This is a genomic window from Streptomyces sp. WP-1, assembly GCF_030450125.1.
GTDB lineage: Bacteria > Actinomycetota > Actinomycetes > Streptomycetales > Streptomycetaceae > Streptomyces > Streptomyces incarnatus.
On sequence record NZ_CP123923.1, the window covers coordinates 3,308,168 to 3,320,087 of the forward strand.

An 11,920-nucleotide genomic window follows, 5' to 3' on the forward strand; every position below is an offset into this window, starting at 1 on the left:
GCAACATCCTCACCCTACCGACGGGTACGAGGCCTCACCGGGCTGGGGTCGACCCGGTGAGGCCCCCGGACCGCCCCGATGGCGCCGGGGCCGGAACGGTTGATCCCCACCCCAATGGGGACCACCCGCCCCATCCGCGAGGCTCCGCCCGGTCCGGTCCGATGGCGTTCGGCCGACCGGGTGCGGCCGCCCCGCGGAGCGAGGTGGCCGGGCGACGAGCTGATGTGCCAGCCACCCGATGCCCCCTCCGACGCCCCGTACGCCGCCCGGGTTCCCCGTTTCCCCCCTTCGTTACGCCGTCTCCGGTATCGGCAGCGGCCGCTTCTCCAGTGCCGCCGCCATCACCTCCGGGAACAGGTCGGGGGTGCAGGCGAAGGCGGGGGCGCCGAGCGCGCCGAGCGCGGCCGCGTGCTCCCGGTCGTAGGCGGGCGCGCCCTCGTCGGACAGCGCGAGCAGGGTCACGAACCGCACCCCGGACGCCTTCATCGCCGCCACCCGTTTGAGCATCTCGTCGCGGATCCCGCCCTCGTAGAGGTCGCTGATCAGCACGACGACGGTCTCGGCGGGCCGGGTGATGTGCGCCTGGCAGTAGGCGAGCGCCCGGTTGATGTCCGTGCCGCCGCCGAGCTGGGTGCCGAAGAGGACGTCCACCGGGTCGTCCAGCTGGTCGGTGAGGTCGGCCACCTCCGTGTCGAAGACGACCAGGCGGGTGCTGATCGACCGCATGGAGGCGAGGACCGCGCCGAAGACGGACGCGTAGACCACGGACGCCGCCATCGAGCCGGACTGGTCGACGCAGAGGATCACCTCCTTCTTCACCGACCGCGAGGCGCGGCCGTAGCCGATGAGCCGCTCCGGTACGACCGTGCGGTACTCGGGCAGGTAGTGCTTGAGGTTGGCCGCGATGGTGCGGTTCCAGTCGATGTCGTGGTGGCGGGGCCGGCCGACCCGCGCGCTGCGGTCCAGGGCGCCGGTCAGGGTGGCCCGGGTGCGGGTCGCGAGCCGCTTCTCCAGGTCGTCCACCACCTTGCGCACGACCGCCCGCGCCGTCTCCTTCGTCGTCTCCGGCATCGCCTTGTTGAGCGAGAGCAGCGTGCCGACCAGGTGCACATCGGCCTCCACCGCCTCCAGCATCTCCGGCTCCAGGAGCAGGGCGGAGAGTCCGAGCCGGTCGATGGCGTCGCGCTGCATGACCTGGACGACGGAGGACGGGAAGTAGGTGCGGATGTCGCCGAGCCAGCGGGCCACGGACGGTGCCGACGCCCCGAGCCCGGCCGTGCGCTCGCGGCCGGACCGCGGCTTGTCCCCCTTGCCGTAGAGCGCGGCCAGCGTCCCGTCCATCCCCGCGTCCCGCCCGGACAGCGCGCATCCGGTGCCGTCCGCCTGCTCCCCGCCGAGCACGAGCCGCCAGCGCCGCAGCCGCTCCGTCGGTGCCGTCCCGGTCGTCATGCGCCCACCCCCGTGAGGCTCTTTTCGTCGGTTGTCGTCCCGAGCAGCAGCCGCAGCACGGGCAGTACGGCGTCGGCGCGCCCGGCATCCGCATCGGCGCCGAAGCCCGGTGCGGTGAGTCTCCGGGCCACGGGGCCGCCCCGCTCCCCCGGTCCGCGCCGCACCAGCTCGCCGAGGGTTCTGCGCACCCCCGGGTCGTACGCCGCGAACGTGCGCCGCAGCAGCGGCAGTACGTCCGTGAACGCCTCCGCCGGCACCCCGGTCAGCCAGGTGTCGACCAGGCCGAGCAGCCGCTCGTCGTGCACCAGCAGCATGCCGCTGCCCCCGCCGACGAAGCCCTCGATCCAGGCGGCGGCCTCCACGGGCGGTGTCCCCCGCGACAACGCGACCCCCATCAATCGCGCCGCCTCGCCGCCCCCCAGCTCCCCCTCGTCCAGCAGCAACCGCGCCGCCCGCCCCCGGACCACCCCGGCCACGCCCTCCCGCCCCGCGAGCCCCCGGAGCACGCCGCGCCACCGCCGCCGCAGCCCCCCGAGACCCGGGCCGCGGTCGGCGTCACCGGTGACCGGGACCGCGCCTTCACCGGAGCCGGTGGTCGCCGTGCTCGTATCGGCGGAGGCACCCGCGGCGGCCGTCTCCCCCAGCAGCCCCACCGCCGTGTGCACCGCGTCCACATGCCCCCTCATCCGCTCCGCCGCCTCGCTGTCGAGGGCGGTGCACGCCGGGGGCAGGCCGATGAAGGTGCGTTCGGCGAGGGCGGCGGCGACCTCGGAGAGCGCGTGGGTGTCGGTGCCGCGGACGTCGCCGTAGCGCAGGGAGCGGACGAGGGCGGGCAGGGCCTGGGCGAGGTGGCCGACGTCCGTGTCCAGGGCCGCGCGGTCGGCGAGCGCGCGCATGACCGCGGGCAGGGCGTCGGGCAGACCGGCGAGCAGGCACCGCTCGGCGAGTGCCGTGACGTCGGCGAGGGTCCCCGCGGCCGCCGCATCCGCCTCCGCCCGGGCCCGCGCCGCCGCGGCCACGGTGGTCCCCCACACGCCCGCCTCCGCGACCCGCACCGACAGCTCCGGCTCCCAGCGCAGCCGCCAGGTCTCCCGGAACGTGCCCGTGCTCCCCCGCGAGGGGCCCGGCTCCCCCCAGCCGATCCCGAGCAGCCGCAGCCGGTGCAGCAGTCTGCTGCGGCCCGCGTCCGTGTCCCCCCGCAGATCCAGCTCCAGCTCGCGCTCCAGCGCCTCCGGCCTGAGCCGCAGCGAACGCTGCCGCCGCACCAGGTCGCGCTGCAACGGCACGGCGGGGGCCGACTCCGGCACCTCCCCGAGGACGTCCCCGACCACCAGCCGGTCGTGCACCAGCGCGAGCGGCACGTCCGAGCCGTCGCACATCACCGCGCGCACCGCGTCGGTGGTCTCGCCCAGGCCGGGCAGCGGGCGTCCGCGCACGGCGGCGAGGGTGTCGGCGAGCCGTACGGCCTCGATGACATGCGCGGAGGAGACGATCCGGTCCTCCTCCCGCAGCAGCCCGGCCACCTTGGTCAGCCAGCGCTCCACCGGCCGGTCGGGGGCGTGGAAGAGATGGCCGTACCAGCCGGGCGAGTCGACGCCCGCGCCGTAGCCGCTCGACCGGGCCAGCCTGCGGTGCGTCCAGGGCACCCAGGTCAGGTCGGCCTTGACCTTGGGCAGCCCCTTCAGCAGCGCCCGGTCGGCGGCGACCGTCGTCCTCTCACGCAGCGCGGGCACGTGCCAGGCCCCGCACACCACGGCCACCGCGTCCCCGAACTCCTTGCGCGCGGCGCGCAGGTGGAGCCGCATCTGCGCCTCGCGCACCAGGTCCCGGGGGCGCCCGCCCGCGCCGTACCGCTCGCGCAGCGCGCCCATGGCCTCGGCCAGCGCCTCGAACGGGGCGAAGGGGTCCTGCTCCCCCGGCCCCCGGTGCTCCACGACGTCCTCCCACCAGCGCTCGGGGTCGTCGTACCCGGCGGCCTCGGCGAGGGCGGCGAGCGGGTCGACGCGGACCTGCTCCTCCTCGCCCGCCTGACCCTCCTCCCCTTTCGCAGGCGGGAGTCCGGTGTCCCAGGCGAGGGTGTGGGCGGCCGGCAGGTCGATGAAGCGGGCCGGGACGCCGTGCTCCAGCGCCCAGCGCAGGGCCACCCACTCCGGGCTGAAGGCGGCGAACGGCCAGAACGCGGAGCGGCCGGGCTCGTCCACGGCATGGGCGAGCAGGGCGACCGGCGGCCGCAGCTCCGGGTCGGCGGCCAACGGGATCAGCGCGTCGGCCTCGGGCGGCCCCTCGATCAGGACGCCGGCGGGCCGGGCGGCGTCCAGCGCGGCCCGCACCGCGCGGGCGGAGCCGGGCCCGTGGTGCCGCACCCCCAGCAGCAGCGGACCGGCGCCGGTCATGCGCTCACCTCCCGGCAGGCGCGGTAGAAGTCCGTCCAGCCCTCCCGCTCGCGCACGACCGTCTCCAGGTACTCCTGCCAGACGACCCGGTCGGCCGCCGGATCGCGGACGACGGCGCCGAGGATGCCGGCGGCGACATCGGACGGGCGCAGCACCCCGTCGCCGAAGTGGGCGGCGAGCGCGAGTCCGCCGGTGACGACGGAGATCGCCTCGGCCGTGGAGAGGGTGCCGCTGGGCGACTTCACCTTCGTACGGCCGTCGTCGGTCAGGCCGTCGCGCAGTTCGCGGAAGACGGTCACGACGCGGCGGATCTCCGCCATCCCGTCGGGCGCGGCCGGCAGGTCGAGGGAGCGGCCGAGCTGTTCGACGCGGCGGCTGACGATCTCCACCTCGGCCTCGGCGCTCTCCGGCAGCGGCAGCACGACGGTGTTGAAGCGGCGGCGCAGCGCGCTGGAGAGGTCGTTGACCCCCCGGTCGCGGTCGTTGGCGGTGGCGATGAGGTTGAAGCCGCGGACCGCCTGGACCTCCTCCCCCAGCTCCGGGACGGGCAGGGTCTTCTCGGACAGGATGGTGATCAGCGTGTCCTGCACGTCGGCCGGTATCCGGGTCAGCTCCTCGACCCGGGCGGTCATGCCCTCGGCCATGGCGCGCATGACGGGGCTGGGCACGAGGGCGTCGCGGCTGGGGCCGTGGGCGAGCAGCCGCGCGTAGTTCCAGCCGTAGCGGATGGCCTCCTCGGGGGTGCCGGCGGTGCCCTGGACCAGCAGGGTCGAGTCGCCGCTGACGGCGGCGGCCAGATGCTCCGACACCCAGGTCTTGGCGGTGCCGGGCACCCCGAGCAGCAGCAGGGCGCGGTCGGTGGCGAGCGTGGTGACGGCGACCTCGACGATCCGGCGCGGGCCCACGTACTTCGGCGAGATCACCGTGCCGTCCGGCAGGGTGCCGCCGAGCAGGTACGTGGCCACCGCCCACGGCGACAGATTCCAGCGGGCCGGGCGCGGCCGGTCGTCCTGCGCGGCCAGCGCGGCGAGTTCGGATGCGAACGCGTCCTCGGCGTGCGGCCGCAGGGCCGCCGTGCTCTCGCCCGGGTGCGGTGCGGCGGTCTTCGATGGCGTGGACGCAAGGTTGGCTGACATGGCTGAGGCCCCCTCCAGCTCGGCCGGTTCGGATCTGCCACCAACGATGGACCACCCCACTGACAATCGCTCTGACCAGCACGAACGTCCGCTCGAAGCCGATTGTCAGTGGGGGGATCTACCGTCGGGGACATGACTGAGCAGGGGGTGCGCTGGACCGCGGACCAGGTGCTGGCACTGGCGCCTGACGCCGCGTCACGCAAGGCGGGCGGCAGGCTCGGCACGGCCGGTCCGTGGTCCGAGGCGGGGAGCGGGAAGGAGTCGGTGTGGGGGCTGTGCAAGGGCAGCGGCAGCAGGCCGTACCAAGCGGTGGTCGACCTCACCGGGCCCGCGTACAGGTGCAGTTGTCCGAGCCGTAAGTTCCCGTGCAAGCACGCGCTCGGGCTGCTTCTGCTGTGGGCGGGGGACGACGGTTCCGTGCCGGCCCGCGCCGAGCCGCCGGACTGGGCCGAGCAGTGGCTCTCGGGCAGACGCGAGCGCGCGGCGGACAAGGGGCCGGACGGCGGCGGTGGGGCCGCCGATCCGGAGGCGGCGCGGCGCCGCGCGGAGCGCCGGGCCGAGCGGGTCACCGCGGGCGCGGCCGAGCTGGAGCAGCGGCTGGCCGACCTGCTGCGCGGCGGCCTCGCCGCGGCCGAACAGGCGGGGTACGGACTGTGGGAGGAGACCGCGGCCCGCATGGTCGACGCCCAGGCACCCGGACTGGCCGCGCGGGTGCGGGAGTTGGGGGCGATACCGGCGTCCGGCGCGGGCTGGCCGGCCCGGCTGCTGGAGGAGTGCGCGCTGGTGCATCTGCTGGACCAGGGCTGGCTGCGCCGCGATCTGCTGCCGGAGCCCCTCGCGGCCACGATCCGCTCCCGGCTCGGCCTGCCCGCCCCGGCCGACGGGCCGCCCGAGCGGGACCGCTGGCTGGTCCTCGCCCAGTACGACACGGCGGACGCCAAGCTCACGACCCGCCGGATATGGCTGTACGGCACCGCGTCGCACCGCATCCGGCTGCTGCTGTCCTACGGCGCGGGCGGCCGGGCCCCGGAGCTGTCCCTGCCGGTGGGTCTCGCCCTGGACGCCGAGTTGACCGCGTATCCGGGCGCCGGTCAGCTCCGGGCCGCGCTGGGCGAGCGGTTCGCGGCGCCCGCCCCGGCCGGTCCGCGTCCACCGGGTGTCACCACGGGCGAGGCGGTGGCCCGGTACGGCACCGCCCTGCGCGAGGATCCCTGGCTGGAGTCGGTCCCGGCGGTCCTGGAGCGGGTCGTCCCGGTCCCGGACGGCGAACAGTGGCAACTGGCCGACGCCGGCGCGGACTCGGCCCTGCCCCTGACCCGCGCGGCCCGCTCCCGCCCCGGCCTGTGGCGCCTGCTCGCGCTGTCCGGCGGCGCCCCGGTCACGGTCTTCGGCGAGTGCGGCCACCGGGGCTTCACCCCGCTCACCGCATGGCCGGAGGGCGGCGGGGAGGCGGTGCCGCTGTGCTGACCGCCCCGCCCCACTCCACCCGAAGGAAAGGCAACGCGATGAACGGCAGCGCATCCCACCCGGACGCCGCGAGCGACTGGGAGGACCTGGTCACCACCGCCCTCCTCGGCACCGACCGGCGCCCGCCCGCGCGGCTCGCGCCCGGCCGCCCCGCCCCCGTCGCCCTGCTGGACGCGGCCGCCGAGGCGACCGTACGACGGCGGGCCGGACTGCGGGCCGCGCGGGCCGGGCGGCGGCCGGAGCGGGCGCCCGAGGATCCCCGCCCGGCGCTGCCCCCGGCCGCGGCCGGGCGGCTGACGGCGCTGCTGGCCGACCGTCCGGGTGGCACCGGCGGCGGGCGGCGGGGCAGTTCCCCCGACCTGATGGAGCTGCTCCCGCAATGGCTCGCGGCGGCCAACGGACACGGGTACGCGGCCCCCGCGCAGGCGCTCCCCGCGCTGCTGGACGCGGCCCGGGGCCGTACGGACCTGCGCCCGGCGGCGCTGGCCTTCGCCGGGCCCCGGGCGCTGTGGCTGGCCCGGTTCAACCCGGACTGGCGGTTCGCCCTGCGCTCGGCCCCCGGCGGCGGCGCGGCGCTCCCGGATCCCGGGGACACGGAGGCGGTACGACGGCTGTGGGAGGAGGGCCTGTTCGCCGAGCGGGTGGCCCTGCTGGGCGCGCTGCGGGCCCGCTCCCCCGACCTGGCCCGTGCGTTGCTGGCCGGAACCTGGCCGACGGAGCGGGCGGAGGACCGGCTGATGTTCCTGGACTCGCTGCGCTCGGGCCTGTCCGCGGCGGACGAGCCGTTCCTGGAGAAGGCACTGGGCGACCGCAGCCGCAACGTCCGGGCCACGGCGGCGGAACTGCTGTCCGCGCTGCCGGGTTCGGCGCTGGCCGCCCGGATGGCCGTACGGGCCACGGCGTGTGTGGCCCTGGACCGTTCGGGGGACGGGCCGCTGATCGTGGTGGAGGCGCCGCACGAATGCGACTCCGGCATGGAGCGGGACGGCGTGGTGGCCACCCCGCCCGCCGGCCGGGGCGAACGGTCCTGGTGGCTCGGCCAGTTGGTGGAGGCCGCACCGCTCGGCGGCTGGCCGGACCGGCTCGGCGGGCGCGACGCGCGGGAGATCGTGGCGCTGCCGGTGGCGGACGGCTGGCAGGGCGAGCTGCACGCGGCCTGGTGCCGGGCGGCGGTGCGGCAGCGGGACGCGCGCTGGTCGCGGGCGCTGCTCGGCGCCCCGTCGGCACCGGAGGCGGGCGGCCCGGGGGCGGTGTCCCTGGCCGAGCGCGCCAAGCTGCTGGCCACGCTGGAACCGGCGGAGCGCGCCGAGTGGGTCGCCGGGTTCATCGCGGCCCACGGTCTGTCGGAGGCGTTCCAGCTGCTCGGCGTGTGCGCGGTGCCGTGGTCGGCGCCGCTGGGCCGGGCTGTCGTGGACGCCCTCAACATCGCCCGGGACGCGGGGAGTTACCCCTGGAGCTTCAGCGGGGTGATGGGCCTCGCGGAACGCTGCCTGGTCCCGGCCGAGGTGGCCCGGCTCCAGTCGCTGCTGGCGGTACCCGACGAACGCGAGGACGCCGCGCCGGGCGCCGGGGGCTACTGGGCGGAGGCGTTCCAGCGGCTCGTCACGACGCTGCGGCTGCGGGCGGCGATGGCCGAGGAGCTGAGACCGACGCAGGGCATGGGCGTGGGGTGACATCGGGGGCCGGGGCGGGGGCCATCGGTACGGGGGCAGGGGCGGCACACGGGGAGGGGGCGGCACGGGGGACCGGGGGCGGCATGCGGGCGCGGGACCGGCAGGCGGGCGCCGGAAGGGCACGGGGGGGGGCCGGGACGGCACGGGGAGGGCGGGGGCGGCGCGGGGAGGGCCGGGACGGCACGGGGAGAGCGAGCGGGGGTGGCACGCGGGCGCGGGAGACCGACAGGCGGGCGGGCGCCGCTGGGGCGGTACGGGGGCGGGTGGCGCGCACCACGGACCCGACGACGGACCGACCGGCGGACCCACCGGCACACGGGCACACGGGCACACGGGCACACGGGCACACGGGCATGCTGGCACACGGGCACACGGGCATGCTGGGGGAACGCGGCCATGCTGGGGCACACGGGCATGCTGGGGCACACGGCGGGACCACGCCGTCCCGCCCGGCAGAGCGACGGGCCCGCCCGCCGCAGCGCCTCACCCCCCGGACGCCGCCGGCTGACGCGCGTTCTCCCTGACCCACTCCACGATCGACGCGGTCGTCGCGCCCGGGGTGAAGATCTCCGCGACGCCCTTCTCCTTCAGCGGCGGGATGTCCTCCTCCGGGATGATGCCGCCGCCGAAGACGAGGATGTCCTCGGCGTCGCGCTCCCTGAGCAGGTCGATGACCGCGGCGAACAGCGTGTTGTGCGCGCCCGACAGGATGGACAGGCCGATCGCGTCGGCGTCCTCCTGGATCGCGGTGTCCACGATCTGCTCGGGCGTCTGGTGCAGCCCGGTGTAGATGACCTCCATCCCGGCGTCCCGCAGGGCGCGCGCGATGACCTTGGCCCCCCGGTCGTGGCCGTCGAGGCCCGGCTTGGCGACCACCACACGGATCGGACCTGCTGCCACACTCATCACTGCCTCCCTCACACGACCACACCGCCTTCCGACAAGTACCGCACCTCCGGCACGCCCCGCCACCCGTCGCGGGACGAACGGACGTTGTCTCCAGCATCCCGCGCCCAGCTGTTTTACGGAGCGCGACGACGGGGAATTCTTTGAGTGGGACATAAAGGCACACGGGGGATGGAGCCGTCCTCCGGTGTGCCGACGGGAGGTCGGCCATGAAGGTCACCGGAGTAGTGCCACTCTTCTCCCCGTACACGTACTGCCGTCGGCTGTGGCCCCACAGACCGGCCGGACTGTCGGTGACGCTGCTGAAGGCGACCGCCCTGGACGCCGCCATCCTGGCCGGACACGTCCTGCTGTATCCGACCGGCCTCTTCCAGGAGCGCCTCGCGGCCGTGGCCGCGCCCGACGGCACCGCCCGGCTGCCCGTCCGCCCCGGTCCCCCGGTCGTGCTGCTGCACGGCTTCATCGACAACCGCTCGGTGTTCGTACTGTTGCGACGCAGCCTCGCCCAGCACGGCGGACAGCACGTGGAATCGCTCAACTACTCCCCGCTGACCTGCGACATCCGCACCGCCGCCGAGTTGTTCGGCCGGCATGTGGAGGGGATCTGCGAGCGCACCGGCAGCGACCGGGTGGACATCGTGGGGCACAGCCTCGGCGGTCTGATCGCGCGGTACTACGTGCAGTGCATGGGCGGTGACCTGCGCGTACGCACACTGGTCACCCTCGGCACCCCGCACTCCGGCACCCGGGTCGCGCCGTTGGCCGACGCTCATCCCATCGTGCGCCAGATGCGGCCCGGTTCGCAGGTCATCGAGGAGCTGGGCCGTCCCGCGCCCGGCTGCCGCACCCGGTTCGTCAGCTTCTGGAGCGACCTGGACCCGCTGATGGACCCGCTGGAGACGGCCTGCATCGACCACCCCGACCTCGACGCGCGCAACATCCGGGTGACCGGCATCGGCCATCTCGCCCTGCCGGTGCACCCCGCAGTGGCGGCCGGGATACGCGAGGCGCTGGACTTCGCCGACGCCAAGGAGCGGCCCGCGAACGGCCTGACCGTGGCGTGAGGCCGTCCGAGCGGGCCGTGAGGGCCGTACGACACCGCCGCACAGCGGCCTGACATCGAACACACATCGAACAGAAAGCCAAACTCGGGTCGAGCGCCCCCCGAAACAACGCCGAATGCCCGTTTCCGGCTCAGCGAAACCGGTCGAAGATTGTCGCGCCCGCATACCGCCGGGTACAGTCGCCGCACTGCTCTGGCAGCCCCTGTTGTCGAGGCGAAAGAGAAGTTGGTGAACGACCGTCACCCGTCGGGGACCCTGACCACCCCGGCCCCGGCTTCCGACGCCTCCGAGGCGCCCCCGGCGTCGTACGGCACTCCGGAAGTCCCTTACGACGACTTCACCACGTACGGCGGCTACGACACCACCGGTTTCACCAGTGGTTCCGCCACCGGCGTCGGCCCGGACCCGCTCTTCGGGCACTTCCCCGGCGACACCGCGGGTGAATATGCCACCGGCCCATGGCACACCGGCACCGTCCAGACCCCGGCCTACGGCGCCTACGCGGCCCAGCACGAGGCCGGTTACGACACGGGTGCCTACGACAGCACCGCCTGGACCGTCCCCTCGCAGGCCACCGGCAACGAGGTGAGCGGCCAGTGGGACACGGGTGCCTGGCTGCACCCCGAGCAGTCCGGCACCCCGGACGCCACGCAGCAGTGGGACTGGGGCACCCAGACCTTCGACACGGGCGCGTACGACGCCACGCAGTGGAACTCCGGCGGCCCGGCCTCGACGGCGGGCGATGAGCGGGAGGCCGCGCCGTACGAGCAGGAGGCGGCTCCGTACGGGCAGGACGGCATGCCGTACCAGCAGGACGACGTGTCGTACGAACCGGACGGCGTGTCGTACGAACCGGACGGCGTGCCGTACGAACCGGACACCGTGCCGTTCGACCAGCAGGAGACCGCGACCTTCGAGGGGTTCGCCGAACCGGACGGCACCGGTGAACTCGGCGCCGTAACGCACCTGTTGGAGGAGCAGCAGGAGCCCGCACCGGCTCCGGTCCCCTCGGGTGGGCGCGCGGGTGCGCGGGCCGGGGCGCGTTCCCGGCGTCGTACGCCCGCGAAGCGCTCCGCGCTGCTGACCGTCGCCGTTCCCTCGGCCTGTGTGATGGGGGTCGCCGGGATCGCCGCGGCCTCCGTCGGCGCCCTGCACGACGGCGGTTCCACCGAGACCACCGCCTCCGCCTCGGACGCGCACGCGGTCCAGCCGTCGGTCGCCAACAGCAAGCTGGACACCCAGCTCAAGGGGCTGTCGGCCGGCGCCGACGACTTCGCCGACCGGGCGAGCCGCACCCAGGAGCGGATCGACCTCAAGCAGCAGCAGGACCAGGAGAAGAAGAAGGCGGCCGCGGAGGCCGCGCTGAAGGAACGGCTGCGGCCCAAGTTCATGCTGCCGGTCCTCCAGAAGGGCCTCAGCGCCTACTTCGGCCAGGCCGGCGTCAACTGGATGTCCGTGCACACCGGCATCGACTTCCCCGTCGCCTACGGCACCACGGTGCGGGCCGCGACCGACGGCACCGTCGCCACCAAGTGGAACAGCGCCTACGGCAACATGCTGATCCTGACCGCGAAGGACGGCACGGAGACCTGGTACTGCCACCTCTCCCGCTATGTCGTCGCGCCCGGTACGACCGTCAAGGCGGGCCAGCCGATCGCCGACTCCGGCAACTCCGGCAACTCCACCGGCCCGCATCTGCACTTCGAGGTACGGCCCGGGGGCGGGGCGGCGATCGACCCGCTGCCGTGGCTGCGCAGCCACGGGCTCGACCCCACGTAGTGACGCCTTGACGAAAGGGGCCCCCGCCGGTCGGCGAGGGCCCCTTCTCGTGT

Annotated in this window: 8 protein-coding genes; 4 read left to right on the top strand and 4 right to left on the bottom strand. The window is 75.2% G+C overall.

Annotated features, from left to right (window positions below; genetic code table 11):
• Positions 1 to 291 precede the first annotated feature (291 nt).
• From QHG49_RS14155 to QHG49_RS14165, 3 genes are read right to left on the bottom strand one after another with little or no spacing between them, the layout of a single operon-like run.
• A complete protein-coding gene (locus tag QHG49_RS14155) occupies positions 292 to 1,449 on the bottom strand; it encodes a VWA domain-containing protein (RefSeq protein WP_159704272.1) in 1,158 nt (385 codons plus the stop codon).
• A complete protein-coding gene (locus QHG49_RS14160; protein ID WP_301489970.1) occupies positions 1,446 to 3,842 on the bottom strand; it encodes a DUF5682 family protein in 2,397 nt (798 codons plus the stop codon). Before QHG49_RS14160 ends, QHG49_RS14155 begins: the two co-directional genes overlap by 4 nt.
• Positions 3,839 to 4,978 carry an AAA family ATPase gene (locus QHG49_RS14165; protein ID WP_159704268.1) on the bottom strand — a complete coding sequence of 380 codons (1,140 nt, stop codon included), beginning with the start codon at positions 4,976 to 4,978 and terminating at the stop codon, positions 3,839 to 3,841. The genes QHG49_RS14160 and QHG49_RS14165 overlap by 4 nt, the downstream gene beginning before the upstream one ends.
• Before the next feature lie 132 nt (positions 4,979 to 5,110).
• Here QHG49_RS14165 and QHG49_RS14170 point away from each other — a divergent pair, with 132 nt between their 5' ends.
• Entirely contained in the window at positions 5,111 to 6,445 is a 1,335-nt protein-coding gene (locus QHG49_RS14170) for an SWIM zinc finger family protein (RefSeq protein ID WP_301489971.1), read from the top strand.
• Between the two features lie 38 nt (positions 6,446 to 6,483).
• Positions 6,484 to 8,118 carry a DUF5691 domain-containing protein gene (locus QHG49_RS14175; protein ID WP_301489972.1) on the top strand — a complete coding sequence of 545 codons (1,635 nt, stop codon included), beginning with the start codon at positions 6,484 to 6,486 and terminating at the stop codon, positions 8,116 to 8,118.
• Positions 8,119 to 8,601: 483 nt separating this feature from the next.
• Here the strand turns inward: QHG49_RS14175 and QHG49_RS14180 are convergent, their stop codons facing one another.
• Positions 8,602 to 9,024, bottom strand: coding sequence for a cobalamin B12-binding domain-containing protein (locus QHG49_RS14180; RefSeq protein WP_301489973.1), 423 nt, complete (start codon positions 9,022 to 9,024; stop codon positions 8,602 to 8,604).
• 209 nt (positions 9,025 to 9,233) lie between these two features.
• On the opposite strand from QHG49_RS14180, the gene QHG49_RS14185 reads away from it, so the two are divergent.
• The gene (locus tag QHG49_RS14185; RefSeq protein ID WP_145482965.1) at positions 9,234 to 10,088 is read left to right on the top strand and encodes a triacylglycerol lipase; all 855 of its coding nucleotides are present in this window, start codon (positions 9,234 to 9,236) and stop codon (positions 10,086 to 10,088) included.
• 228 nt (positions 10,089 to 10,316) lie between these two features.
• Positions 10,317 to 11,867: a M23 family metallopeptidase gene (locus QHG49_RS14190; protein WP_301489974.1), complete on the top strand. Its 1,551-nt coding sequence runs from the start codon at positions 10,317 to 10,319 to the stop codon at positions 11,865 to 11,867.
• Positions 11,868 to 11,920 lie beyond the last annotated feature (53 nt).